The 26,684-nt window shown below is 60.7% G+C and carries 23 protein-coding genes and 1 tRNA gene; 17 read left to right on the top strand and 7 right to left on the bottom strand.

Annotated elements, in window-relative coordinates; genetic code table 11:
• Positions 1–7: 7 nt before the first annotated feature.
• Positions 8–499, bottom strand: coding sequence for a nuclear transport factor 2 family protein (locus tag FHS49_RS14310; RefSeq protein ID WP_184019702.1), 492 nt, complete (start codon positions 497–499; stop codon positions 8–10).
• Positions 496–2,268: a DUF885 domain-containing protein gene (locus FHS49_RS14305; RefSeq protein ID WP_184019700.1), complete on the bottom strand. Its 1,773-nt coding sequence runs from the start codon at positions 2,266–2,268 to the stop codon at positions 496–498. Before FHS49_RS14305 ends, FHS49_RS14310 begins: the two co-directional genes overlap by 4 nt.
• A 351-nt stretch (positions 2,269–2,619) precedes the next feature.
• On the opposite strand from FHS49_RS14305, the gene FHS49_RS14300 reads away from it, so the two are divergent.
• The 8 genes from FHS49_RS14300 to FHS49_RS14265 all read left to right on the top strand — a co-directional run bounded on the left by FHS49_RS14300 (position 2,620) and on the right by FHS49_RS14265 (position 13,107).
• On the top strand, positions 2,620–3,924 hold the full coding sequence (locus tag FHS49_RS14300) for an amidohydrolase family protein (protein WP_184019698.1): 1,305 nt from the start codon (positions 2,620–2,622) through the stop codon (positions 3,922–3,924).
• Positions 3,925–3,938: 14 nt separating this feature from the next.
• Entirely contained in the window at positions 3,939–5,198 is a 1,260-nt protein-coding gene (locus FHS49_RS14295) for an amidohydrolase family protein (protein WP_184019697.1), read from the top strand.
• 22 nt (positions 5,199–5,220) lie between these two features.
• On the top strand, positions 5,221–6,531 hold the full coding sequence (locus FHS49_RS14290) for an amidohydrolase family protein (protein ID WP_184019695.1): 1,311 nt from the start codon (positions 5,221–5,223) through the stop codon (positions 6,529–6,531).
• 140 nt (positions 6,532–6,671) lie between these two features.
• Positions 6,672–7,145 (top strand): hypothetical protein, encoded by a 474-nt coding sequence (locus FHS49_RS14285; RefSeq protein ID WP_246350729.1) that lies wholly within the window; start codon positions 6,672–6,674, stop codon positions 7,143–7,145.
• A 100-nt stretch (positions 7,146–7,245) separates the two neighbouring features.
• Positions 7,246–9,495, top strand: coding sequence for a TonB-dependent receptor (locus FHS49_RS14280; RefSeq protein WP_184019693.1), 2,250 nt, complete (start codon positions 7,246–7,248; stop codon positions 9,493–9,495).
• 86 nt (positions 9,496–9,581) lie between these two features.
• The gene (locus tag FHS49_RS14275; RefSeq protein WP_184019691.1) at positions 9,582–11,393 is read left to right on the top strand and encodes a DUF885 domain-containing protein; all 1,812 of its coding nucleotides are present in this window, start codon (positions 9,582–9,584) and stop codon (positions 11,391–11,393) included.
• Positions 11,390–11,647 (top strand): DUF3311 domain-containing protein, encoded by a 258-nt coding sequence (locus FHS49_RS14270; RefSeq protein WP_184019689.1) that lies wholly within the window; start codon positions 11,390–11,392, stop codon positions 11,645–11,647. Before FHS49_RS14275 ends, FHS49_RS14270 begins: the two co-directional genes overlap by 4 nt.
• Positions 11,644–13,107 (top strand): sodium:solute symporter family protein, encoded by a 1,464-nt coding sequence (locus FHS49_RS14265; RefSeq protein ID WP_184019687.1) that lies wholly within the window; start codon positions 11,644–11,646, stop codon positions 13,105–13,107. The genes FHS49_RS14270 and FHS49_RS14265 overlap by 4 nt, the downstream gene beginning before the upstream one ends.
• Here the strand turns inward: FHS49_RS14265 and FHS49_RS14260 are convergent.
• Entirely contained in the window at positions 13,067–13,987 is a 921-nt protein-coding gene (locus tag FHS49_RS14260) for a LysR family transcriptional regulator (RefSeq protein ID WP_184019685.1), read from the bottom strand. The two genes, FHS49_RS14265 and FHS49_RS14260, sit on opposite strands and share 41 nt — an antisense overlap.
• Before the next feature lie 155 nt (positions 13,988–14,142).
• Between FHS49_RS14260 and FHS49_RS14255 the strand changes: the two genes are divergently transcribed.
• The 6 genes from FHS49_RS14255 to FHS49_RS14230 all read left to right on the top strand — a co-directional run bounded on the left by FHS49_RS14255 (position 14,143) and on the right by FHS49_RS14230 (position 18,910).
• Positions 14,143–15,066: a dihydrodipicolinate synthase family protein gene (locus FHS49_RS14255; protein WP_184019683.1), complete on the top strand. Its 924-nt coding sequence runs from the start codon at positions 14,143–14,145 to the stop codon at positions 15,064–15,066.
• 4 nt (positions 15,067–15,070) lie between these two features.
• Positions 15,071–16,261: an NAD(P)/FAD-dependent oxidoreductase gene (locus tag FHS49_RS14250; protein ID WP_184019681.1), complete on the top strand. Its 1,191-nt coding sequence runs from the start codon at positions 15,071–15,073 to the stop codon at positions 16,259–16,261.
• A 3-nt stretch (positions 16,262–16,264) separates the two neighbouring features.
• On the top strand, positions 16,265–16,540 hold the full coding sequence (locus FHS49_RS14245; protein WP_184019679.1) for a (2Fe-2S)-binding protein: 276 nt from the start codon (positions 16,265–16,267) through the stop codon (positions 16,538–16,540).
• Positions 16,533–17,900, top strand: coding sequence for an FAD/NAD(P)-dependent oxidoreductase (locus tag FHS49_RS14240; RefSeq protein WP_184019677.1), 1,368 nt, complete (start codon positions 16,533–16,535; stop codon positions 17,898–17,900). The genes FHS49_RS14245 and FHS49_RS14240 overlap by 8 nt, the downstream gene beginning before the upstream one ends.
• Before the next feature lie 93 nt (positions 17,901–17,993).
• Positions 17,994–18,479 carry a VOC family protein gene (locus FHS49_RS14235; protein ID WP_184019675.1) on the top strand — a complete coding sequence of 162 codons (486 nt, stop codon included), beginning with the start codon at positions 17,994–17,996 and terminating at the stop codon, positions 18,477–18,479.
• Between the two features lie 23 nt (positions 18,480–18,502).
• Positions 18,503–18,910, top strand: a complete 408-nt coding sequence (locus FHS49_RS14230) for a RidA family protein (RefSeq protein ID WP_184019673.1) — start codon at positions 18,503–18,505, stop codon at positions 18,908–18,910.
• A 294-nt stretch (positions 18,911–19,204) separates the two neighbouring features.
• On the opposite strand, the gene FHS49_RS14225 is transcribed toward FHS49_RS14230, so the two are convergent.
• Positions 19,205–19,297 (bottom strand) — tRNA-Ser (locus FHS49_RS14225).
• Positions 19,298–19,485: 188 nt separating this feature from the next.
• Here FHS49_RS14225 and FHS49_RS14220 point away from each other — a divergent pair.
• Complete coding sequence (locus FHS49_RS14220; protein ID WP_184019671.1) at positions 19,486–20,208, top strand: DUF1134 domain-containing protein; 723 nt, start codon at positions 19,486–19,488, stop codon at positions 20,206–20,208.
• Between the two features lie 18 nt (positions 20,209–20,226).
• On the opposite strand, the gene pyrC is transcribed toward FHS49_RS14220, so the two are convergent.
• Complete coding sequence (gene pyrC / locus FHS49_RS14215; RefSeq protein WP_184019669.1) at positions 20,227–21,282, bottom strand: dihydroorotase; 1,056 nt, start codon at positions 21,280–21,282, stop codon at positions 20,227–20,229.
• 47 nt (positions 21,283–21,329) lie between these two features.
• On the opposite strand from pyrC, the gene ygfZ reads away from it, so the two are divergent.
• The gene (gene ygfZ / locus FHS49_RS14210) at positions 21,330–22,052 is read left to right on the top strand and encodes a CAF17-like 4Fe-4S cluster assembly/insertion protein YgfZ (protein WP_184019667.1); all 723 of its coding nucleotides are present in this window, start codon (positions 21,330–21,332) and stop codon (positions 22,050–22,052) included.
• Positions 22,049–22,819: a glutaminyl-peptide cyclotransferase gene (locus FHS49_RS14205; protein WP_184019665.1), complete on the top strand. Its 771-nt coding sequence runs from the start codon at positions 22,049–22,051 to the stop codon at positions 22,817–22,819. The genes ygfZ and FHS49_RS14205 overlap by 4 nt, the downstream gene beginning before the upstream one ends.
• Positions 22,820–22,893: 74 nt before the next feature.
• On the opposite strand, the gene acnA is transcribed toward FHS49_RS14205, so the two are convergent.
• A complete protein-coding gene (gene acnA / locus FHS49_RS14200; protein ID WP_184019663.1) occupies positions 22,894–25,566 on the bottom strand; it encodes an aconitate hydratase AcnA in 2,673 nt (890 codons plus the stop codon).
• A 227-nt stretch (positions 25,567–25,793) separates the two neighbouring features.
• Positions 25,794–26,648, bottom strand: a complete 855-nt coding sequence (locus tag FHS49_RS14195) for a diacylglycerol/lipid kinase family protein (RefSeq protein WP_184019661.1) — start codon at positions 26,646–26,648, stop codon at positions 25,794–25,796.
• Positions 26,649–26,684 lie beyond the last annotated feature (36 nt).

The raw sequence follows: 26,684 nt of genomic DNA, 5'->3' as shown, positions 1-26,684 counted from the left end.
TCATCATTCAAGGCATCATTTCAATCGGTCCCGGCTGGCCTTCCATGCTCAGGAAATTGACGAGTGCGATCTTGCCGCCGCGGACTTCCACATAGCCCATCACCATCGAATGGCTCTCCTTGCCATTCTCGATCGCGCTTTCGAGATGGTAAGTGAAGATCCTCTTGCCATCGGGCGAAGAGAAAGCTTCTACGAACGGCACCTTGATCTCGACGGCATCGACGCTGGACTGGATCTTGCGAAAGCGTGCCGCCAGATCGGTCAGCCCCTTCGCGCGGTTCGTGCCGTTGATCCGCATCACCGCATCATCGGTGAAATACTGACCGAAAGCCTCGGGCGTGAAACCTTCTGGATCCTTGAAGGCGGCGTTCCACCAAACGAACATGCGGCTGACGAGATCGCTGGCCACTGGCCTGGAGAATGTGTGCTCCTTCTTCGCGGCCATCGCAGGTGTCACGCTGAGCGATGCGATCGCCAGCGCCGTCAGAATTTTCTTCATGCTTTCCCTTGTCCTTCTTGCTTCTCGGTTCGCGTGGATACGATCCAGTTTTCGATCTTGGCTTCGAGCACATCCATCGGAATGGCGCCGGTATTGAGCGCCTCACGATGATAGTCGCGGACATCGAACTGGTCTTTCAGCGCCTTTTCAGCGCGGATGCGCAGTTCGCGAAATTTGAGTTCGCCGATTTTATAGGCACAGGCCTGCCCAGGATATGCGATGTAGCGATCGATTTCGACAGCGACGTCCTTGTCCGCCATCGACGTATTGGCGCGTATATAGTCGATCGCCTTCTGGCGATCCCATTGCTTGGCGTGCAGCCCGGTATCCACCACAAGACGGACGGCGCGGAGCATTTCCATATCGAGATGGCCGAACCATTGCAGCGGATCGCCGAACATCCCCAGTTCGCGCCCCAGTGATTCCGCATAAAGCCCCCACCCCTCGGTGTAGGCGGTGGATGATCCGAAGCGTAGCAACGGTGGCAGGCTTTCATTTTCGCGTGCCAATGTGATCTGGAAATGGTGTCCGGGAATGCCTTCGTGCAGCGTTAGCGTCTCCAGCGTGGGAATGGGCCGCGTGCCGAGCATGGACATATTGAAAAACAGGATGCCGGGAGAAACGCCATCGGGTTCACCCGGTCGATAATAGCCGGTGCCGCGCTGATCACCGAGCGCGGGCAGCGGGCGGACCTCGAACGGTGCCTTTGGCCGGTCGTGGAACAATTTGGGGATGGAGGGCCAGATCTTCGCCTCGACCGCTTTGAAGCGCGCCAACAATTCCTCCGAAGTCGTGTAATAATATCGGGGATCGGTGCGGATGTGTGCGAAGAACGCCTTGAGATTGCCCTTATACCCGATCTGCGTGCGGACTGCCTCCATCTCGTTGCGGATCCGCGCGACTTCGGACAGGCCGAGCGTGTGGATATCGGCCGCCGATCGCGTGGTCGTCGTGTGCCGCGCGAGTTCGGCGGCATAAAGCACGTTGCCGCCCTTCATCGCCCAACGACCGGGTGCGGCAGTTGCCAGCGGGAGATAGATGTCGCGCAGATAGATCTGCCACTGGCGGTAACCCGGATAGATTTTCTCCGAGATCGTCGTGCGGTAAGCGCCGATCAGGCGCGCCTTGTCTGCGGCTGGGATATCTGCCGGCATACGGCCGATCGCCTTGAAAAACGGACTGTCGTCTACCGGCACGAGCAGCAGCGCATCGACCTGCTTCAGAATATTCTCGACGATGATCCGAGGCTGTACATAGCCGGCGGCCACGCCCTGCTTCAATTTTGAAACCGTATTGCCGAGATAGCCCGCAAAGCCGTTCAACCGGATCAGCCCATCTTCATAATCCTGGAGGCTGGCAAAGGACGCTCCGGCACCGGATACGAAATCGGGAAATTCCACCTGAAGGCCGAATGAAGGATTGAGCGGGGCCAGCCGGGCGGTCTGAAACGCCCCGCTTTCGATATAGGCCATGGTCTGGCGCGTGCGATAAGCGAACACGTCATAGGCGATGCGGTCGATCGGGATCAGCGCTGCGCGATTGATCGCGGAGAGCGCTGCCAGTTCGCGGGTCTTTTGCGCGCGCAGGGCATCGGCGTAGAAATCGGAGAGAGGATCCACGAACAATGGTCCGTCGCCGGGCTTGCCCTTGCGGGTGGCTGACATGGGGTCAAGCCTGTCATCCGCGGCGGCGCTTTCGTCCAGCAAGGCACGAAGCCGCATACCGTCATCGCCCGTTTGGGCGATGACGGCGGTGGCTCCAGCCAGCATTGTTGTGGCGAGCAGGGCGATAACGTGGCGACGGGAAAAGTCCGGAAGAGCAGGCACATGCGTTCCCCATTGAGTTTCGACCAAGATCATGCGCGCGTCGCTTCAAATTGCAAATGCCCATAATCGCGTGAAAAGTGTTGGCATTGAGCGTCATTTGGGAGATCATCCCGCCCAGGTTTCGCGGAAATCCCGCAGAAACATGTGCTTCAAGCGGAACGAGTTTGGAAATACGTTGCGATTTTCGCAACAAAATCAGGGCGTGGTGCGCCTTGCGCGCTACCCTTTATCCATCATGCTCTGGGTGAATGGGTCGAGCCGGCAAAGGCCGCCACACAAGTCAAAGGGGTTGAGATGATTCGCTCGCTATCGGGATTTCTAGCATCGGCTGCGCTCATTTTGGCGACGCCCATAGCGGCGCAGACACCTCAGTCACCGGCAGCCAGAATCACCGCGCTCGTCGGCGGCAATGTCATCGATATCGACAAGGGCGGTGCGCTCGAAAATGCCACCGTGCTGATCGAGGGCGAGAAGATCGTGAAGGTGGGGCCATCGGCATCGGTGACCGTGCCCGAAGGCGCTACGGTCGTCCCGATGCAGGGGCAATGGCTGATCCCCGGCATGATGAACATGCACACGCATCTTGGCCTGAAACTGCCCGGTGCCACCGGCAATAGCCTGGCCGACGAAAGCGACGCGGCGCAGGCGCTCCGCATGGCCGATAATGGCCGCCGGACCCTGCAGGCAGGCGTGACCACCGTGCGGCTGACGCATGAGGATCATGGCAATGATTTCGCGCTGAAGGCGGCGATCGCCGCAGGCCAGACGCTTGGTCCGCGCATCGAAACGGCCGGAGAGATCATCATTCCAACGGGCGGACACGGCTTTCTAGAAGCCGATGGCCCCTATGAATTCGCCAAGGCCGCGCGCACCCAGATCAAGCGCGGTGCCACCTGGATCAAGATCGCCATTTCGGGCGGTATTTCCGATACGCATGGCAGCATCTCCGCCGCACCGATGACGGACGAGGAACTCTCCACGCTGATCGAGGTGGCGCATCGCAACGGCGTGAAGGTCACCGCGCACAACGGATCGACCGAGGCCGCGCAGCAGGCGCTGAAATTCGGCATCGATTGCTTCGAGCATGGCTATCATCTGAACAACGATATTCTGCGCGACATGAAGGCCAAGGGCGTGTGGTTGGTGCCGACCATCGTTGTGACACAGCCCGGCGCGCATGAATTTTACCGCAAAATCGGCTCGCCTGACTGGTATATGGCGCGCGTGGAATCCACCGGCAAGGATCATTGGGCCATGCTGCAAAGTGCGATTAAGCTGGGTGTGAATATCGCGCTTGGCACCGACCAATTTCCCTTCGAGCCCAATGGCGGCACCACCGCGACCGTGGCCGAAGCCGAGCTATATGTGCAGGCGGGAATGACGCCGTTGCAGGCGCTGCAGGCGGCTACGATCCAGCCCGCCAGGATGCTGGGGCTGGATAAGGCTGTCGGACGGATCGTGGCTGGCCAATATGCCGATATCGTCGCGCTGCCCGCCAATCCTCTCAAGGATATCAGCGCGCTCCGCAATCTGGGCTTTGTGATGAAGGGTGGGTTGATCGTCCGCGCCGATACACAGCCCGCACTGATCACGCATTAATCCGGATGGTAACGATGAAAAAATGGCTGCTCTCCAGCGCGGCGCTCGCTGCGTCACTCGTCTCGTCTCCGCTGGCCGCGCAGGTTACGGCGCTGACCGGCGGGACGGTGGTCGACCTCTCCGGGAAAGCAGCGATTGAAGATGCCGTCATCCTGATCGAAGGCGAACGGATCAAGGCAATCGGCCCCGCCGCTTCGACACCCGTACCCGAGGGCGCGACGGTGGTCCCGATGGATGGCAAATGGATCATCCCGGGCCTGATGAACATGCACGTCCATCTGGGGCTCAATCTGCCCGGGGCTGGCCGGCTTTATGGCGAGAAGCCCGAAGCCAAATCGCTTCGTATGCTCGACAATGCGCAAAAATCTCTCATGTCGGGTGTGACGACAATCCGGCTCACCGGGGAGGAAGGCGGCGTCGATTTTGCCGTGAAGAATGCGATCGACGGCGGCACGTTCATGGGGCCGCGCATCCATACGGCCGGCGAGTCCATCGTGCCCACCGGCGGGCACGGCAAATTGGAGGCGGATGGCCCCTATGCCATCGCAAAAGGCGTGCGGGAACAGATCAAGCGTGGGGCGACCTGGATCAAGCTCGGCATATCGGGTGGTATTTCCGATGAACGCGGTGCCATCGCCGCATCACCCTTTACCGACGAGGAAATGAAGATCGCGATCGAAGTGGCGCATCGCAACGGCGTGAAGGTCACAGGCCACACCGGCTCGCCACAGGCTTCCGAATATGCCTTGAAGCAGGGCATCGACGGGTTCGAGCATGGCTATTTCTTCACGCCGGAAATCCTGAAGGAAATGAAGGCCAAGGGCACATGGTATGTGCCCACGATCGTCGTCAGCCAAAAGGGCGCGCTGGAGTTCTACCGTAAGATCGGATCGCCCCAATGGTATCTCGAACGCCAGGCCTCAGTCGGCAAGATCCACTGGCAAACGCTCAAATCGGCCGTGAAGGCCGGTGTCAATATTGCGCTGGGGTCCGACCAATATCCGTTCGAGCCCAATGAGGGCACTACCGCGACCGTGCGCGAGGCGGAACTCTATCAAGAGGCCGGAATGACACCGATCCAGGCGCTGCGCGCGGCGACGATCGAACCAGCGCGGATGCTGGGCATCGCAGGGGAGGTTGGTGAACTCAGACCCAATCTCCTGGCTGATATCGTGGCTGTAGATGCCGACCCCAGCAAGGATATCGCCGCGCTTCGGACCATCTGCTTCGTCATGAAGGGCGGCAAGATCGCCCGCAACGAATGCGCTCGCTAGCCCTGCCTTGATTGGAACACCCATGTCGAAATTAGTGAAGAAGCTTGCCCGTGCCGCCAGTGTGCTGGCGCTCGTGTCCATGGTTGCGTCGCCATCCGCCATCAAGGCGCAGACTGCCCCGACGCCCGTTGAGGTCAAGGCGCTGGTGGGCGGCACGGTGATCGACGTGCTCAACGGAAAGAACATCTCCGATGCGGTGGTCGTGATCGAGGGGGACCGGATCACCGCGGTTGGCCCCCGATCCAGCGTTGCCATTCCGCAAGGCGCGATCATCATCCCCGCGGAGGGAAAATGGATATCGCCCGGCTTGATGAACATGCACGTCCATCTGGGACTCAATCTTCCGGGGGCCTCCTACATTTACAACGAAAATCCGCAGGCTCGGATTTTGCGGATGACAATCAACGGGCGCAAGACGCTCGAAGCGGGCGTAACGACCGTGCGGCTGACGGGAGAGGAAAACGGATCCGATTTCGTCGTGAAAAAGGCATTTGACGAGGGAAGTTTCGATGGTCCCCGGATCGCCACGGTCGGTCAGATCATCGTGCCCACGGGCGGTCACGGCACCCTTGAGGCCGATGGCCCGGACGGGTTCGCAAAGGCGGTGCGGCAGCAGATCAAGGCTGGCGCGACCTGGATCAAATTCTCCATCTCCGGCGGCATTTCCGATACGCATGGCAGCATCGCCGCCGCGCCGATGACCGATGACGAACTCCGCGTCGGGATCGAGGTCGCCCATCGTAACGGTGCCAAGGTCACCGCGCATAACGGAGCACCGGTCGCGGCATTGAAGGCGATGGAATATGGCGTGGATTCTTTCGAACATGGCTATTATTTCACCGATCCTGTCCTCAAGATGATGAAGCAGAAAGGCACCTGGCTGATCCCGACCATGGTCGTCAGCCAGCCGGGGGCGCTGGAATTCTACAAGAGGATCGGATCGCCCCAATGGTATCTCGAACGCCAGAAGGTGGTCGGTGCGGAGCATCTGGCAATGCTGAGGGATGCGGTTCGCATCGGCGTTCCCATCGCCCTTGGCACGGATCAATTTCCGTTCGAGCCGAATAACGGCACAACCGCCACGGTCAGCGAGGCTGAAACCTACGTGCTGGCCGGGATGACGCCGATGCAGGCGTTGCAGGCCGCAACAACGATGCCAGCCAGGATGCTGGGCATGGAGGCCGACATCGGCTCGATCACCGCCGGAAAGTACGCAGACATCCTGATTCTCCCTGCTGATCCCTCCAAGGATATCAGTGCGCTGCGCACGATCGATCTCGTGATGAAGGGCGGCAAAACCGTCTATCGGCGTGCGCCCAAGGCAACGAACTAATCGACGTTCGAAAGCACGACCCTAAATTGCGTTTGACGCAACGTTTATCCCGTAACTAGTCGCTTGATGAAAATAACGAATGGGTGAAAGTTCACCCTATTGGCGATCGCGCCGATCAGGGCTTCCGAAAGGGTCAACGAATGAAAAAGCCTGCCATATTGGCGCTGACAGCGCTTGCCCTCCTCCAGTCCGCTCCCGCTGCCGCGAAGACCGATGTCTTCACGAACATGTTCGCATGGTGGAACACGGCATTCAAAACAGAGGGCGGCTTTAACGCGCCTTCGTTTCGGAAATATTTCACTGAGGACGCAACGCTGACACTCGAAGGCAAGCAGGCCATCAGTGGGATCGATAATTGGGTATCGCATTTCCAGGCCATCCAGGCGAGCGGTGCCGAGGTTGAAATCGTCGTCCCGTTCAAGACGGTCTTTCAGAAGGGCGACAAGATCTACAGTTATCACGTCATCCGCAGCCGTCGCGCAGGCAAGGCGAGTTGTTCGCTCGCGGCCGGCCATGCCGTGGTGAAGGGCGGCAAGATCGCATCGATCACGCTGGTGCGGGCAACGCTCGACGCATCCAAGGCACCGCTCGATCCGCAATGTTGGACTGACTGATCATCAAGCGCCGTGACCCATCAAAATGGGCGGGCAAACCTGTGGGCAGATGCCTTGGTCAAAAACCCAAGGCGCAAAGCAATCAAAAAAGGGGACAATCATGAATATTATCAAGCATCGCGCCAAGCGCTCGGCCATCTACAATCTTTGCGTTGCGCCCATCGCACTGGCGACCGCGTTTGTTTCCATGCCGGCGATGGCGCAGGAGGATCCTGAGGAAATCGCCGTTTCGGGCGATATCGTGGTGACGGCGCAGCGCCGCTCGGAATCCATCCAGGATGTGCCGATCTCGATCACCGCCTTTGGCGCTGAATCCATCGCCAAGCAGAATATTCAGGGTGTGGACGATTATTTCGCGGTTACGCCCAACGTGAGCTTCGTCGCCAATGGTTCGCGCGATCGTCGCGATCTCGCGATCCGCGGCATCAGCAACCAGCTTGGCGCATATGACGATGTCCGCCCCGCGACCTATGCTTTCTACATCAACGAATTCAACGTCAGCGCCGGCACCAGTAATCCCGACGTCGTGGATATGGAGCGCATCGAAATTCTGCGTGGTCCGCAGGGTGTCTATTTCGGCCGCAACGCCGTGGGTGGTGCCATCAACATCCAGACGCGCAAGCCGACAAATGAATGGGAAGGCGCGGTCAACGTCGGCTATTCAAGCTTCGATACCAAGCGCATCGAACTGATCGGCAATGCCCCGATCGTGGATGGCTTGCTCGCGATCCGCGTTGCCGGCCAGTATCAGAAATCAGACGGTAACATCGTCAACATCAACCCGACCGGTGGCGGCAACGATTCCGAATATAAAACCGGCCGGATCATGGCGCGCCTCACCCCGGGCGAGAATTTCACCTGGGACGTGACCTACAGCCGTTCGGAAGAGGAAACCGGTATGCGCGCGGGCGTGCCCACCGGCTTCCTGACGCGCACTTGGCGTTCGGTCTATTATGGCGGCGCTGCCGGCAACGTGGCCTCACCCGACGGCGTTGGCTTTTATCCAGACAATCGCACGAAAGTGAATTTCGACCGGCCTCAGAGCGTCGGCACCACGGTAGAATATATCAGCAGCAACATGGTCTATGAATTTGATACCATGTCGCTGACCGCCGTGGTGGGTGATCTCACATCCAAAGTCTATAACTATGGTGACGTGGACGGCGGCAGCTTCGATTTCTTCTATGAGGATTTTCTGCTCAATCGTGGTTCGACCAGCGGCGAAATTCGTCTGCAATCCACGAACAAGGGTGCTTTCGAATGGAGCATCGGCGGCATGATCGGCAAGGACACGGGTGAGACCGATCAGGCCACTTATTACGGGACACAAAATCCGCTCGGCCAGATTCCCGGTCGGACTATTACGACGCTGATCACCGACTCCAATTCGAAATATCATGCCATCTTCGGGCAGGGCACATGGAATGCCACCGACAAGCTTAGCGTGAGCATCGGCGGGCGCTATTCCTACGAGAAAATTCGCCGTCGCTTGATCAACTCTTCGAACGGCGTGCAGACGAACGACAGCGATCGCACAAGATCGTTCAAGGATTTCTCTCCGCGCTTCAACGTGAGCTACAAAGCGAGCGACGATTTCCTGCTCTATGGCACCGTCTCCAAGGGCTTCAAATCAGGCGGCGTGCAGGTTCAGGAGGCCAATCTGCGCAACGATTACAAGCCTGAGGAACTGTGGAGCTATGAAGCCGGTATCAAGGGCGAATTGTTTGATCGCCGGGTCCGCTTCGATCTCACCGGCTTCTACATGGACTGGAAGGATGTTCAGCAGACCGTTCGTTTCCAGTTCCTTCAGAACGGCGTTTTGGTGGGTGTGAACGGTATCGATAACGCCGGCAGCGCGCGCAGCTATGGTGCTGAAATGAGCTTGGATGCGCGGATCAGCAACCGCTTCAAGGTCGGTGCCACCGCGGGCTGGCTGGAAGCCAATTACGTCAAATTCCCTGTCGCGCTGGTCGATGGCATCACGGTCAACGCCAATGGCAAGCGCATGGTCAATGCGCCCCGCTGGACGCTCAGCGGAAACGCGGAATATACCGTGCCGCTTTCGGATGAATTCGAAGGCTTTGTGCGCGGCGAATGGAATTATCGCGGTGAAACGCTGTCTTCGAACTTCGCGCTGGTTTATCCCAATTCGCCGTTCGTCTCGCCAGGCTTCCATAACTTCAATCTTCGCATCGGTGCGGAAAGCGAAAAGATGAAGGTCATGCTGTTCATCGAAAATCTGTTCGACAACAATTATTACACCAACGCTTATGAAAAGGCTTTCTACAGCGGCGTTCAGGTCGAACCTTCTTTCCAGACCGTTGGTATCAACATCGGCTACAAATTCTGAATGATACAGGGCGGCTCCGGTGGGGCCGCCCTTGCTTTTATGCCCTTCGGTCGCAACGAAGGCCCATGCCCTCCCGGAGATAAAATATGATCCACCGCCGCAGCTTTATCGGGGCCACGGCGGCAGGTGCCCTGGCCGCCACGATGCCGGGTTTCGCATTCGCTACCTCCGGGGCGGGGGATGTCGCGCTGGAAGCCTTGCTCCAGCGCCACGCCCAAGCGTATTTCAAACGATCGCCCGAAGAGGCGACGAGCAATGATTTCGATACCGGGGCCAATGCCGCGCTGCGCGGGATGCTGGACGATCGATCGATGGCTGCGCGCGCGCGCGATGCAGTGGCGATCAAACAGGCGTTGAATGACCTGGCAACGATCGATCGCGCCGCACTCTCGCCGCGCGCCGCGCTCGATTATGATGTTGCGCATTTCGTTTATGATACGCTCGATGATCTGCTCGGCCGCTATGGCTATGTCGACGGCAATCTGCGCCCCAGCCCCTATGTCGTGAGCCAGATGAATGGCGCTTATTACTGGCTGCCCGATTTTATCGGCACGCGTCATCCGATCCAGAGCAAGGCCGATGCCGAAGCGTGGCTGTCCCGTCTGGCGGCCTTGTCCGTCGCGCTTGATCAGGAAACCGACCGCATCCGCCATGATGCGGGCATCGGGGTCATCCCGCCTGCGTTCGTCATTGAAAAGACCATCGCCCAGATCAAGGGTCTGCGTGACGGTCCGCCGCTGCAGTCTGCGTTGATTGCCCCGGCGCTTGTCCGGATTCACGCCAAGGGTTTTGGCGATTATGGCGCGCGGGCGGAAAAGGTCTTTCAGCACCGGCTGGTCCCAGCGCTCAGCCGCCAGATCGCAGCGCTCGAGAAGCTCGCGCCGAAGGCCGTGGATACGGCGGGCGTATGGCGTCTGCCTGACGGTGAAGCTTACTATGCCGCGGCGGTCCGCTCCAACACGACCGCGGACATCGCGCCGGGCGAACTCCACAAGGTCGGTCTGGCCCAATGCGAAGCACTGATCGCCGAAATCGATCAGAGCCTGAAGGCGCAGGGCCTGAGCCAGGGCAGCGTCGGTGCGCGGATATCGGCGCTGAACAAGGACGCACGTTTTCGCGTGTCCGACGATGATGCGGGCAGAGCCAAGCTGCTGTCGCTTGCTGACGGTCATCTGAAGGCTATCATTGCACGTCTGCCTAAGGCCTTCGGCAATGTGTCGGTCGATCCGATCGAGGTCCGCCGCATCCCGCCCGCGATCGAAAGCGGCGCGCCGGGCGCGTTCTACAGCGAGGGGGCCAAGGGGCAGCCGGGGATATATTCGCTCAACCTGAAAAATCCCGGCGAGCATTCAACCTGGCGGCTCCCCACATTGACGCATCATGAGGGTGTGCCGGGTCACCATTTCCAATATAGCGTCCTTGCGCACAGCCCCGCCATGCCGCAGTTTCGCAAGATGGTCCGCTTCTCGGCCTATACCGAGGGTTGGGCGCTCTATGCGCAGCAGGTGGCGGATGAACTTGGCATCTATGAGAATGATCCGTTCGGCCGCATCGGTTATCTTCAGTCCGAACTCTTCCGGGCGGCGCGCATCGTCGTCGATACGGGCATCCATCACCAACGGTGGACAAAGGATCAGGCGGTGGCCTGGATGGTCGACAATGCCGGCGAGCAACCCATTGCGACGGACCGTGAAGTGACGCGCTATGCGGTCTATCCGGGCCAGGCGTGCAGTTTCAAGGTGGGGGCCAATCGGATCGTTGCCGCGCGGGAGGCGGCGCGCGCGGCTATGGGCGGAAAATTCGATGTGCGCGCTTTTCACGATCTGGTGTTGCAATCGGGGCCGGTACCGCTGGCGGTGCTCGAAAAGGCCGTCTCCGATTGGGTCAAATCGGCATGACGGATGAGCCGCCCGTCCCGGTCTCCCGGGGCCATCGCTGGCTCCTGATCATCCCATTTCTTTGGCAGGTCGGTATGGTTCCCCTGGTCAATGATATCCAGTGGCGGCCTCTCTCCCTGCCTTTCCCGATGGTGTGGCAGATGATGGGCATCATCCTCACATCCATTGTCATCGCCATCGTATTCAGGATCGACGAGCGGATCGACCCGGAGATTGATGAAGCGCCCGGCACTGTCAAAGGCGCGGTGCATTGATCCTCGCCCTAACCTTTTCGGTCGTGCTCGGCACGATGATCGGCGCATTGCTTTACGGACGGCGGCAGGCCCGCGCGCAGACCATGGCCGAATGGGCAGTGGGCGGGCGCAGTTTCGGGATGCTGATCTTCTGGTTTCTCAATGCGGGCGAAATCTACACGACCTTCGCCGTGCTGGGCATTTCGGGATATGCCTGGGCGCATGGCGCGCCTGCCTATCTGGCGTTCACCTCGGTCTCGCTATCGGCGACGGTGGGATATTGGCTGATGCCCCGTATCTGGGAAGCGGGTAAAAAATATGATCTCGTGACCCAAGCCGATTTTTTCGCGGCGCATTACCGGGCTACCTGGCTCGGGTGCGTGGTCGGCATCGCCGGCATCGCGGCGCTCATCGTCTATGTGCAAATCCAGATTACCGCGCTCAGCCTGATCATTCAGTTGTCTCTGGGGTCGGATGTCTCGCAATTGACCGCCGCCGTACTGGCGGCTGCCATCATGCTGGCATTCGTCTATTTCGCGGGCCTGCGCTCGGCGGCGTTCGCAGCGGGCGTAAAAGACGTGCTGATGGTGATCATCGTCATCGCGCTCAGCGTCACCGTGGCGTCCAAGGTCGGCGCGGCTTCGATCCTCGATGTTTTTGCGCTGGCAGAGGAAAAGCATCCGGGTTTTGGCCAGTTTCCAGGAATGCAGCCAGAGGCCGGATTGTCCTCCACCTGGCTGATGACGGCTGCGCTCAATGTGGCGCTGGGAAATTGGATCTTGCCGCATATGTTCCAGCTCTGCTTTGCCGCCGGCAGTCGCAAGACGATCCGTCGTAACGCCATATGGCAACCGCTCTATTCGCTCTCCTACTTCTTCATCATCCTGTTGGGATTGGGTGCATTGCTCGCTGGCACGCAGCCCGAAGGCGGAGATTCAAATGCCGTGTTGTTGCAATTCGTATCGGATCGCTATCCTGCATGGGCGATCGGGCTGTTTGCAGGGACGGCCTGCCTGCTTGCACTGGTTCCAGGGTCGGTTCTGCTGCTGACGGCCAGTTCGATCTTCACCCGCAATGTCGTCCGCCCTTTCTACAGCGGGATTAGCGAGCGGCGCATGTTGCTCGTCGCGCGGCTGTCGATGGTGGCGTTCGCTGGCATCGCCGTGTGGCTTACCCTGGGCGCGACCAAATCCCTCGTGGAAATCGGGCTGTCGGCTTATGCCGCGATCGGGATGCTCGCGCCCGGCGTCTATCTGGGGTTCACCTGGAAGCGAGCCCATGCGCTGGGCGTCTTCATAGGGATCGTTGCGGGTTATTGCGCCTTGCTGCTGCCGGCCGCACAACTTGTGTGGAATACCTATTTTCCGCAATGGGATCATGGGCTGCTGGCCATGGCCTTCAATGGGGCAGTAACCGTGCTGGCCTGTGTGCTGATCCCGGCTACGGCGTTTCGGGGTGTTTCCAGTTCGACCAGCTCTTGAGCTTGGCCTCCAGAATCGCGAGCAGCCGCGCGGGTCCGCCATCGAGTTGGCGGCCAACGCGATGAATGAGGCTGATGGTGGTATGCTCCAATTCCGTGGCGATCAGCGGGCGTGCGACGAGCAGCCCCTGATCAAGCTCTGTCTGCGCCGAAAAGGCCGGCAATATAGTCACCATGCGTCCCGCCTTGGCCATCTCCCGCATCATGAGAAGCGATGTGGTGACCATCTTGGCCTCCAGCCAAATTTGTTCGCGGCGTTCGGCTTCGTTCAACATGGTTCTGATCCGAAATCCTTTGGGCGGAAGGCAGAGGTCGAACTCCGCCAGCGTCGCCAGATCGATCGAGCCCATTCGCGCGGCTGGATGATCCGGCGCGCACAGCACCATCAACGGCTGGGCCGCCGTCGCCCGCGTCCTTATCTTGGGTTCGTTGGTCGTGTGCAGGATCATGCCGATATGCGCTTCATCGTCCAGCACCATGCGAACGATCTCCGAACTGGCGCAACTGGTCACCGACAGCGTCATGCCGGGATTGCGGGCGTGGAAACCATCGATGATCGCCGTGAATGCGTTGCCGAGAAATCCTTCGCCCACCGCCAGATCGACGCGGCCGGTCTTCACCTCGCGCAATTCCTGAAGCCGATTCATCAGGGCTTCGCGGTCTGCAATTTGATGGCGGTAAAATTCCAGGGTGTGCTCGCCGGCTTCGGTCAGCCGGATCGAGCGACGGCCCCGCTCGATCAGCGCCACGCCCATTTGCTGTTCGAGCTGCGCGATCTGCCGGCTGATGGAGGATACCGCCACGCCGATCTTATCGCTCGCCAATCGCATCGAACCCATGTTGGCGGCTTCGTAGAAATAATGAAGTGCATTGTCCCACATGGCCGTCTCCCTATCGGGCTTATCATTATCTATTTTGCAAAATCCGCAATGAAATTCGACATCCGTTGCCATTGCTGCGCCAATTACTTGGGCGCATGTGCTGATCACCGGCTGTCGCGTTCCACGCAGCCGTCCATCAACAGGGGTTCAACACGTTGACGAACAAGCGCTCTCGCGTTGGCTGGCAAGGTTATATTCCTGCCATCACGACACCGTTTACCGCAGATCGCTCATTGGACCTGCAGGGACTGGGTGCACTTCTGGAATGGCTCCATGGAGAGGGGATGCACGGCCTGGTGATCGCCGGGACGACGGGCGAATGGACCAGCATGTCGGCGGCGGAGCGCAAGCAGTTGTTCACGGCCGTTGGCGCGCAACTTGGCGGGAAGCTGCCTCTGCTGGCGGGCTCCAGCGCGTTCACCGCGACCGAGACCGTCGATTTTGCGATTCACGCCAAGGAAGCGGGTTTTGACGGTATTCTCGTGACGCCGCCGCCTTATGTGCGCCCGTCCGCCGAAGAGATTATCGGTTTCTACCAGGATGTGTCGCGTGGCACGCCATTGCCGATCTGCGTCTATAACTGGCCGCCTGGCACCGGCATAGACATGCCGCTTTCACTGATCACCCAATTGGCGGACATCGAGAATGTGGTTGCGATCAAGCAATCGACCAGTGATCTGCGCAGCTTCGTCTCAACCTTCTTTGCGCTCAACGACAAGGTGCGCGTGTTCGGCCATTCGATGGACGAGCATGGGCTGGCGCTGCTGCAGGCGCGGGGCGGCGATGGCACCATGGGTGCTGGCGGCGTGCTGGGCCGGATTCAGCCCGATTTCTATAACAACCTCTGGGCGGGAGATATCGAAGCGGCCCGCGCTTGCGGTCTGAAGGATCGCGTGATCCTCGATCAATGGTACACGCCCGATCTGCGCGGCATGTTCGGCTCAGGCCCGGCAATTCTCAAATCGGCACTCAATGCGCAGGGACTGCCCGGCGGGTATGTGCGTCCGCCGCTGCGTGATGTATCGTCCATTGATGCCGACAAAATCAGGGAGACTTTGGTCGCGCTCGGGCGCATCTGAGGGCATGAGCAAGACCGATGTTCTGATCATTGGTGGTGGCCTGATCGGGTGCGCGACGGCGCTTCATCTGGCACGCGCCGGCGCATCGGTGCGGCTGGTCGAGGCTGGCGATATCAACGCTGGTGCTTCCGGCCAAAATGCCGGTTCGCTGCATTTCCAGATGGAGCGCCGCTTCCTCGAAAATGGCGCGGCGCTGGCGGATCAGGCGGCGCGCATCATCGCTCTGAACCGGCTCGCCATCGATGAATGGCGCGGTCTCGAAGTCGATCTTGGCGTCGATCTCCATGTGTCTCAAAAGGGTGGCCTGATGGTCGCCGAGACGCCGGAACAGGTCGCCTTGCTGGAGGCAAAATCGCGGCGTGAGATTTCGGGAGGGCTGGCTACACAATTGCTGGATGGCGATGCCGCGCGTGCGCTATGTCCGGCGCTTGGCCCCGATGTGCTGGCGGCCAGCTATCTTGCCGATGAAGGCCATGCCGATCCCCGCGCCTTGACGCCCGCCTTCGCCCATGCCGCGGCCGAGGCGGGGGCTGTCATCTCCACCCGTCAGCATGTGCTCTCCATCACCCGGCGTTCTCCGGGGGGCTTCGACGTGGCGGCGAAAAAGGGTGATGAGATGGAGACCCTGCAGGCCGATCAGATATTCGTCGCAGCAGGCGCGTGGACGCCCGCGGTCTGCGCGCTGGCCAATCTGCATATCCCGCTTTTTCCGGTTGCCCTGTTGATGAACGCCACCGAGCGCACCGGGCCGATCCTGCCGCAGCTCATTCAGCATGTAGGTCGTCGTCTTTCGATGAAACAAGCCTATGCCGGCAATGTCATTATTGGCGGCGGGTGGCCTTCGCGACTGGCGCAGCGGCCCGATGGCGGCTTCGATCTGAATGCCAGAGCGAGCATCATTCCGTTATCCCGCAGTGGCAATCTTCGCGCGGCGATCGATATCGTGCCACAGATCGGTGCGCTGAACCTGATCCGGAGTTGGACCGGCGTTACCACGATCAGCGCGGATCAGCTCCCGATCGCAGGCGCAGTGAGCCGTGTTCCCGGATTCTATGTCGCCGCGGGCGGGTCGGCGTTCACGCTGGGGCCGACATTCGCCCGGCTGATCGCGCGGGTCATGGGCGGGGAGCGCGTCGAAGCGCTTGATGTGCTCTCGCCGGATCGCTTCAATCACCTCAACAGCTTCATGGGATAGGGCATGAGGATCGAGCAAGACGTAACCAGGGGCGCGGCGATTGAGATTTCGGTTGATGGTATCGCTCTCGCCGCATTCGACGGCGAGACCATTGCCACCGCCATGCTGTCACAGGGAATGGCCATGTTCCGCCGGGACGCACGGGGGCGTCCGCGCGGACTGTTCTGCAATATGGGCACATGTGGCGAATGTATGGTGACGCTGACGGCGGAAAACCGGCGCGTGCGCGCGTGCGTGACCGATGCGCAGAATGGCATGGATATCGCGACCGATGGCTGAGCATTTCGATCTGGCGATCGTCGGCGGCGGGCCGGCGGGACAGGCGGCGGCGATCGCGCTGCAAGGGCTGGATCTGAGCATCGCGGTCATTGACGAGCAGGCGCAGCCCGGCGGACAGATATTGCGTCAGCCGCCTGCGCAATTCGCGGTCCGGCTGTGGCTGCCCGGACGGGCCTATGACCGGCTGAAAGCGCAGACTGAGCACTTTGGACGGTTGGACCGCGTGTCGTGGCTGGGGCGCCATACGGTAATCGAGATCGCGCGCGACGGTGCGCATTTTGCGCTGCTCACTGAAAATGCTTTGGGCGTGCGCGCGATCACTGCGGACCGTGTCCTGATTGCCGCCGGGTGCCAGGATCTGGCGGTGCCGCTGGCGGGATGGACGCTGCCCGGCGTCTATACAGCAGGTGCGATCCAGGCCTTTGTCAAAAGCCAGCAATATGTGCCGGGCGAACGCATCGTGCTCGCGGGCACCCACCCGCTGCAATTGCTGATCGCGGCGCAGATCGTGGCGGCGGGGGGCACGGTTGCGGAAGTGCTTTTCGCGCAGCCGATATCGGCGATGTTCCGCGCGGTCCTCACCAAGCCGCTGGTCGGGCTTCGCGGCAGCGGCAATATGCTCGCGGCCGCTGCGGCGCTTCGCATCCTCCGCCGCGCGGGTGTGCCGGTTTCATTTGGTTCGGCACTGCAACGGATCGAGGGCGAAAGTCGCGTCACGCATGTCATTCTGGCGTCGGGACGGCGCATCGCCTGCGATACGGTGGGACTGAATTACGGCTTCGTGCCGCAATCCCTGTTGCCGCGCATGATGGGTGCCAAGGTTCGACCGGCCGGTGCCGCGGGTGGATTTGCGGCGGTTCATGATGAATGGATGCGCTCGAGTCTTCCCGGTCTTTACGTGGCGGGCGAAACCACGGGCGTCGCAGGCGCGCCCGCGTCTCAGGCTGAGGGCGAATTGGCCGGGGTCGGGATCGGGCTGGACGCGGGTTGGATCGACATGGCCGAGGCTGGACGCCAGACCCGTCGGGCGCGGTCGCGGCACCGACACCTGCAGGCTTTCGCACGCTTACTCGATACCGTAGCAAATCCGCTGCCGTGGTTTCCCGTTCCTGAGGACGATACGATTATTTGCCGCTGTGAAGATGTGGATTACGCGACATTGGCTGCACAATCAGGTGGCGGTTCGGCGAACGCCGTCAAGCTGATCACGCGCTGTGGCATGGGGCCGTGCCAAGGCCGCAATTGCGAGCCCAGCCTGCTCAGGATGCTGGACGATCGAGGCCTGACAAGTGATCCCGGATTTACCCAGAGATTTCCGGCGCGGCCCATTCCCGTCTCGGAACTGGCTGACCCTGGTTGATGTGCGCCAGGCGCAACGAAGTTTGCGATTTCGTTGCGTTGAATGCTGCTTCCACGCGTATCACACTGCGGCCAACTTTTGCTGGAGACACTCATGGCGCAAACGCCTTTCAAGCCGGTATTCGCGGTCGATCATATTTCCTGGACTGTGCCCGATGTGGATGCGGCGGTGGCATTTTACTGTGACGTGATGGGTGCAACCGAATTGTGGCGCATGGGTCCGCTCGATGCCGCCGATATGCCGATCGATCCACAGGGTAAGGACTGGATGGAAACGCATGTCGGCGTCGCCGGCGCGAAACTGACGCTGGTCATGCTCAAGCTGACCGACACGGTGAATTTTCAGCTCGTGCAATATGACAAGCCTGACGACCGCATCGCGCAACTGCCGCGCAATTGCGATCGGGGCGGCCACCATCTTGGCCTGCGCGTCGATGATGTCGATAATGCCATCGCCTATCTGGCCGCACATGGCTGCACCGTGCTCGAAACGATCGCGGTCGACGCCGGGCCGCTGGCGGGCAAGAAGAATGTCTATGTCGTCGATCCCTTCGGCAATCAGCTCGAAATCGTCGATTGATCTCCTCCTTCAAGGATATTTCCATGACCAATACCAAGATCAATCCCGAAGGCCTGTATGACAGCCTGGCGTTCGGCTTCTCCCACGCCGCACTTCAGAACGGAGGGCGCACGCTGCATCTCGCCGGACAAGTGGCATGGGATGAGAAAGCGGAGATTGTTGGTGCCGGCGATCTTGCCGCGCAAACGAAACAGGCGCTGGCCAATCTGCGCACGGTGCTGGATGCGGCGGGTGCCACCCCTGCCGATATCGTGCGCTTGCGGACCTATGTGGTGGATCACACGCCCGACAAATTAGGCCCGGTGCTCGGCGAAATCGGTGCTTTCTATGGCGAGGCTATGCCAGCGCCCAACACCTTCATCGGCGTCGCTGCGCTGGCGCTTCCGGATTTCCTGATCGAGATCGAAGCGATCGCGGTCGTTCCGGATTAAATTCAGCATGAAGGGCATGACGCTCGGCATCGGCTGACCATCGCGATATTGCGCGACATGGTAGTTGCAGCCGCCCTTCGTTGGAGCTGAAACAAGACGCATCAATTTAAGCTTGGCTGCCTTGCAGTCGCGTCGGTGAGCGGAACGCGGCAGCTCAGGCGCGCAACTGAGACGCCGCATATCGACTCTGGCTGCATCATGAGGACGTGATGGACAGGAATCTCGAATTAAAAATAGGACCAAAGCCGATTGATCCAGATTTTTCTTCTAAAAACAATCACATACAATGGCCGCTGGCGGAGACGGAGGGATTCGAACCCTCGGTAGGGAATTAACCCCTACGACGGTTTAGCAAACCGTTGGTTTCAGCCACTCACCCACGTCTCCAGCGGCAGCGAAGCGCGGCTATAGCGGCTGGATTTGCGTCAATCAACCGGCTGATTGCATGTGCCGCCAATGATTTTTGCGGCCAGGCGACTCGTTCCGGCGCGGGATCGACTCGTTTGGGCGCTCCGTTCATTGCGGGGCAAGGCGCAGGGGCGATAGGTGCGGATAGTTAATTCGGGGGTAGTTCCATGTTCAAGACCCAAATGATCCGCGGTTTGTTGTTCGCCGGGCTGCTCGCCGTCGGAATGGTGCCACTGTCAGCGCAGATCCAGCCGGTCGATCCCAATGATTCGATCGACGCCGATCTGGCCCCGCAGGGCGGCTATTCCGAGGTTCCCCAGACACCGCCCGCTGCCACCGATAGGGCGGTCACCGTTTCTCCGGTGACGCCCACGATCGCTGCGACCCCGCCCGCGCCCGGGGCGAGCGACACCTTTCAGAAAGGCGATCTGATCGGTGCTGCCGAAGGTGTGTTCGGCAAGGGTGCTGCGGGACTGGCCGGCGTGATCGAAGACATATTAGCCAAACAAGGCGAACCCAATGCCTATATCACTGGCCAGGAAGCCGGCGGCGCGTTCGTCGTGGGGCTGCGCTACGGTTCGGGCATTCTGCATCACAAGGTGGAGGGCGAGCGCAAGGCCTATTGGACCGGCCCGTCCGTGGGGTTTGATGTCGGCGGAAACGCCGCCAAGACCTTCGTGCTGGTTTATAATCTCTATGACAGCGAAGAACTCTACAAGCGCTTTCCTGCGGGCGAAGGGGCCGCCTATTTCGTGGGCGGGTTCAACGTGAGCTATCTGCGCTGGAAGGATGTGGTGCTGATCCCCGTCCGGCTCGGCGCGGGCGTGCGGCTGGGCGCGAACGTCGGCTATATGAAATTCAGCAAGAAGGGCAATTGGGTGCCCTTCTAACGGCGATGTCGCCGCGGCTCATGCCGCGCCGACAAACCGCCATTGCAGCGTTTCACCGGCGTGGAAGGGCACAAGCGCATCCCCGCCTTCCCCGATCGCCGCGGGCACCGTCACGGTGGTCCGTTCGATCGTGATGCGGTCCTCGTTCAGCGGCAGACCATAAAAGCGCGGGCCGTTTTCGGATGCGAAAGCCTCCAGCCGGTCCAGCGCATTCTCCTCATCGAACACGGTAGCATAGCTTTCGATTGCGAAAGGCGCGTTGAAAATCCCGGCGCAGCCGCAGGCGATTTCCTTGCGAGCCACCACATGCGGCGCACTGTCTGTCCCCAGGAAGAATTTGGGCGAGGCCGAGACGGCCGCAGCGCGCAATGCCAGCCGGTGCTTTTCGCGCTTGGCGACGGGCAGGCAATAGGCATGGGGGCGGATGCCACCCGCGAAGATCGCATTGCGATTGATGATCAGATGTTGCGGCGTGATCGTGGCACCGATCAGTGGGCCGGATTCCATTACGAAACCGACGGCCTCGGCGGTGGTGATATGTTCGAACACGATTTTAAGGCCGGGGAAATCACGGACCAGTCCGGTCATCGTGCGATCGATGAACACGGCCTCGCGATCGAAGATGTCCACATCGGGGTCGGTCACTTCGCCATGGACGAGCAAGGGCATCCCGATCTTTTCCATCGCGGCCAGCGCGGCATGGATGTTTTTCACATCCGTCACGCCATGCGCGGCATTGGTCGTGGCGTGGGCGGGATAAAGCTTCGCGGCGGTGAACACCCCCTCGGCAAAGCCCTTTTCCAACTCGGCGGGATCGGCACCATCGGTGAGATAGCTGGTCATCAGCGGCGTGAAAGGCGCGTTCGCGGGCAGCGCGGCCATGATCCGTGCGCGATAGGCGATCGCGGCTTCGACGGTCGTGATCGGCGGGGCGAGATTGGGCATCACGATGGCGCGCGCGAATTGCCGTGCTGTGTGTCCCGCGACCCGGGCGAGCATCTCGCCGTCACGCAAATGGACGTGCCAGTCATCGGGACGCCTGATCACCAGACGGGTGGTTTCGTTCGCGGTCATGACAACTCCGGCTTGGGATTCGCGCGCGGCATCCCTAACTGTTCCCCATGACCGACACCACCCTCATCGACCGCGCCGTGATTCGTCTGTCCGGGGAGGATGTGCGCGGCTTTCTGCAAGGTCTGGTAACCAATGACACCGCGGGCGATCTCCCAGCCTGGGCGGCTTTGCTTTCGCCGCAAGGCAAGGCCTTGTTCGATTTCATATTGTGGGCGGATGGCGAGGATGTGCTGATCGATTGCGAGGCGGACCAGGCCGAGGCGATCGTGCGGCGGCTCTCGATGTATCGCTTGCGCCGCAAGATCGTGATCGCACGCGATCAAACGCTGGCGGTGCATTGGGCGCAGGAAGGCGATGGGCCGCTGGACCCGCGACTGCCGGAATTGGGTCATCGCTGGATCGCGCCCGCCGCCGCGCCGGCCCATGGCTGGAAAGCACATCGGCTTTCGCTGGGGGTGACCGAGGGGGTGACCGAACTCGGCAGTGACAAGACGCTCTGGCTGGAATGTAATGCGGGCGAACTGAATGGCGTGAGCTTCACCAAGGGCTGCTATGTCGGGCAGGAGAATACGGCCCGGATGAATTATCGCCAGAAGATCAATCGCCGTCTGGTCGTCGTGAAGACCGATACGGACCCCGGCGATGCGGCCATGGTTTTTTATCCCGAATTTGGTTTGGCCGTGGCGCGGGTGCGGGTCGAAGCGCTGGGTGCGCCCCTGCCGATGGGCGTGGTGATTGTGCCGGATTGGCTTAAAGCGGCGCTCGCATGAAGCGGTTGTTTGCGCCGCTGTTTTTATTGCTTCTCGGGGCGCAATCGCCCGATGGCCTGCTGTTTGAGGCTCCCGTGGTGGTGGCGAGTTTCCCGCATGATCCCACCGCTTTCACCGAGGGGCTATTTTATGAAAAGGGAAGCCTGTTCGAAAGCACGGGGCTGGAGGGGCAGTCCGTCATCCGCGAAAGCCGGTTGGCGGATGGCAAGGTTTTGCGCGAGGCCACGATCGATTCACAGTATTTCGGCGAAGGGATCGTGGCCTGGAAGGGCCGCATCATCAGCCTTACCTGGCAGCATGGCCTGGGATTCTTCTGGGACCGGAAGAGTTTCAAGCAGACGGGCAGTTTCCGTTATTCCGGCGAGGGCTGGGGCCTGACGCATGATGGCCGCGACATCATCATGAGCGACGGCACCCCGGCACTGCGCTTCCTCGACCCTGCCACGCTGAAGGAGAAGCGCCGCTTGAATGTGACAGCCGATGGTCATGCCGTGCCGCGGTTGAACGAACTCGAATATGTGAAAGGTGAAATTCTCGCCAATGTCTGGCTGACCGACCGGATCGCGCGGATCGATCCAGCGACAGGGCATGTGAAGGGCTGGATCGATCTCACCGCACTTGCGCGCGCCTCGGGGCGCGTGGGGAGCGACAATGTGGCCAATGGCATCGCCTATGATGCGGCGAAGGACCGATTGTTCGTGACGGGCAAGAACTGGCCGCTCGTCTATCAGATCATTGTGCCTGCGATGACAGCAAGCGCACCGTGATGCCCGATGGATATGTCTGATTGAAAACCGTCATCCCCGCGTGCGCGGGGATGACGGTCTTTTAGCGCGTCAGATCAGGCCGCGAGCTTCCGCAGCACATATTGCAAGATCCCGCCGTTCAGGAAATATTCCAACTCGTTCAAGGTATCGATGCGGCAGAGCGTTTCGAACGTCTCTTCCGAACCATCGGCGCGGGTCAGCTTCACTTCCACCGTCTGGCGCGGCCGCAGAGCCGAGACATTGGTGATGGTGAAGCTCTCCGTGCCATCCAGCTTCAGCGTCTTGCGATCAACCCCGGCGGCGAACTGCAGCGGGAGGACGCCCATGCCGACCAGGTTCGAACGGTGGATGCGCTCGAAGCTCTCGGTGATGACCGCCCGGACGCCGAGCAGATTGGTGCCCTTGGCCGCCCAGTCGCGGCTGGAGCCCGTGCCATATTCCTTGCCCGCGATCACGACCAATGGCGTGCCATCGGCCTTGTAGCGCATGGCCGCGTCATAGATCGACATCTGCTGGCCGTTATAGCTGGTGTAGCCACCTTCCACGCCGTCCAGCATCTCGTTCTTGATGCGGATGTTGGCGAAGGTGCCGCGCATCATCACATCATGGTTGCCGCGACGCGCGCCATAGCTGTTGAAGTCGGCCTTGGAGACCTGATGCTCCTGCAGGAAGATGCCGGCGGGGCTGTCCGCCTTGATGCTGCCTGCGGGCGAAATGTGATCGGTGGTGATCGAATCGGCGAAGATCGCGAGCGGCTTGGCCTCGATGATGTCCTGCACGGGCGCAGGGGTCATGCTCATGCCTTCGAAATAAGGCGGGTTGGCGACATAGGTGGAGCCTGCGCGCCAGGCGTAGGTATCCGAACCTTCCACGTTGATGCCCTGCCATTTTTCGTCGCCGGTAAAAACATGCTGGTAGCGCGCCATGAACATGCCGCGATCGATATTGGCATCCATCACTTCGCGCACTTCGGCATTCGAAGGCCAGATGTCTTTCAGATAGACGTCTGCGCCATTTTGATCCTGACCGATCGGGGTTTCCACCATATCCTCGGTGACCGTGCCCTTGAGCGCATAGGCGACCACCAGCGGCGGCGAGGCGAGGAAATTGGCGCGCACATCGGCCGAGACGCGGCCTTCGAAATTGCGGTTGCCTGACAGCACCGACGCAGCGACGATATCATTGCCGTTGATCGCCGCCGAGATGGCGGGCGCTAACGGACCCGAATTGCCGATGCAGGTGGTGCAGCCATAGCCGACCAGATTGAAGCCGATGGCGTTCAGATCCTCGGTGAGACCAGCCTTGTCCAGATAATCGGTCACGACCTGCGAACCGGGCGCGAGCGAGGTCTTCACCCAGGGCTTGGGCTTCAGGCCCAGCGCATTGGCCTTGCGCGCGACGAGGCCGGCGGCGACCAGCACCGAGGGGTTGGACGTGTTGGTGCAACTCGTGATTGCGGCGATGACCACATCGCCATCGCCAATGTCATGGGTCTTGCCTTCGACCGCGACGCGCGCGGGGGAGGCTTTCTTGTAGACGCTCGACAGATCGCCGTTGAACACATCGTCCACTTGCGAAAGGATCACCTTGTCCTGCGGGCGCTTGGGGCCGGCGAGCGAGGGCTGGACGCTCGACATATCGAGTTCCAGCGTATCGGTGAACACGGGATCGGGCGCATCGGCCAGACGCCAGAAGCCCTGTGCCTTGGCATAGGCTTCGGTGAGCGCGATCTGCTCCTCGCTGCGGCCCGTAAGGCGCATATAGGTCAGCGTGGCCTCGTCGATCGGGAAGAAACCGCAGGTGGCACCATATTCCGGTGCCATGTTCGCGATGGTCGCGCGGTCGGCCAGCGAAAGCGCATCGAGGCCGGGACCGAAGAATTCGACGAAGCGGCCGACCACGCCTTTGGCGCGCAGCATCTGGGTGACGGTCAGCACCAGATCGGTGGCCGTGATGCCCTCGGCCAATATGCCGGTCAGCTTGAAGCCGACAACCTCGGGGATCAGCATCGAAACGGGCTGGCCAAGCATCGCGGCCTCGGCCTCGATCCCCCCCACGCCCCAGCCGAGGACGCCCAGGCCGTTGACCATAGTGGTGTGGCTGTCCGTACCGACACAGGTATCGGGATAGGCCACCATCTCACCCGAAGGATCCTTGGACGTCCACACGGTCTGCGCGATGTTTTCCAGATTGACCTGATGGCAAATGCCGGTGCCGGGAGGCACGACCTTGAAATTGTCGAGCGCCTTCGAGCCCCATTTCAGGAACTCATAGCGCTCGTTATTGCGCTGATATTCCAGATCGACATTGTCCTGAAATGCCTGGGGTGTGCCGAATTCATCGACCATCACCGAGTGATCGATGACCAGATGTACCGGAACCAGCGGATTGATCTTCTGCGCGTCCCCCCCCAGCGCGTTCATCGCATCGCGCATCGCCGCCAGATCGACCACGCACGGAACGCCCGTGAAATCCTGCATCAGCACGCGCGCAGGGCGATACTGGATTTCGCGATCGGACTTCTTTTCCTTCTGCCAGTCGATGATCGCCTGAACGTCTTCAACCGTCACGGTCGTTCCGTCTTCGAAGCGGAGCAGATTTTCGAGCAAAACCTTCATCGAGAAGGGCAGGCGGGATATGTCGCCGAGCTTCTCGGCCGCCTTGGCCAGCGAATAATAATGGACGGTCTGACCGCCCGAGCTGAGCGCGGTGCGGGTGGAAAGAGTGTCCTGGCCGATGGCGGTCATATGCTTTTGCCCCTTCAAGGTCTGGCACGGGCGGGGAAAGCCGGTTCGACGGCTGCCCGTGCGGTTTTTCTTGCCCGCAATGCGGGAGTCGCGCGCGCTTTAGCAAGCGGAATGCCAAGGGGAAAGGGCTGGATGGTGCGGCGCGGGATGGAAATGAGGAAAGTGGGCGCTGAAATGCGGAAAGGAGCCGTCATTGGGAGTGGCCCGCGTCATTGCCGCCGGCGTCGTCAGTGAAAGGCGAATGGCTCCGGGCGGAGCGCGATGCGGGCGGGGAGATGCGCGATGATATCGCCATCAGCCTGCACCGGCAGTGGTGCGGACGCCTCGGCTGTAAGCGCGGTGCAGGTGAAGGCGGCAACCCCCGGCACGCATTCGACCGGGCGGCCACGGACCATGGCCCAACAGAAGCGCGCATAGGCCAGTCGTCCCGGCCGCTGGAGCGCGATCACATGCAGCAGCGGATTGGTCAGCCGGGCTTCCGGCGCGAAGCTCCAGGGTCCGGCGAAATATCGTCCCTTGGCGACATAGAAAGCGGCGCATTCAATCCTGCGCCCGTTGCTGACCAAGGTGATCCGGCGGCGCGGCCAGAGTATGAGGACATGCAGGAATGAAACGGCATAGGCCAGGCGGCCGACACGGCGCTTCAACCAGGGAGAAAGCCGCGCCACCGTCTCCGCATCGGGGCCGACGCTGGCGCAGGCCAGAAACAGCGTATCGTTCAGATTGACGCCATAATGGCTGGCGGGTCCGGTGCGGGCGAGGACGCCGCTGGTGTAGAGCGCGGGATCGCGCGGCAGGTTCATCTCGCGATAGAGCAAATTGACGGTGCCCGCGGGGTAGACGCTCAAGGGGAGCACACGACCACTGCCCGCCAGTGCGAGTGCGACATGGCGCGCGGTGCCGTCGCCACCCACGGCGCAAATATGGCTGGCTTCGTCCGAAATAGCGACCGGGATGCCGGGGCCGCATTCGGACAGGATCACGCGCGCACCAGCACCCTCGAAGCCCAGACGCAGCGCATCGATCCGCGGTGCACTATGCCGTCCGGCGGCAGGATTGAAGACGAGTTGCACGGTATTCATTCGGTTATGGGCCTAAAGCGCCGCGGATAAGGAGCG

The organism is Sphingobium boeckii (assembly GCF_014199215.1).
Taxonomy (GTDB): Bacteria; Pseudomonadota; Alphaproteobacteria; order Sphingomonadales; family Sphingomonadaceae; genus Sphingobium_A; species Sphingobium_A boeckii.
This window is presented reverse-complemented; position numbering and strand designations above follow the sequence as displayed.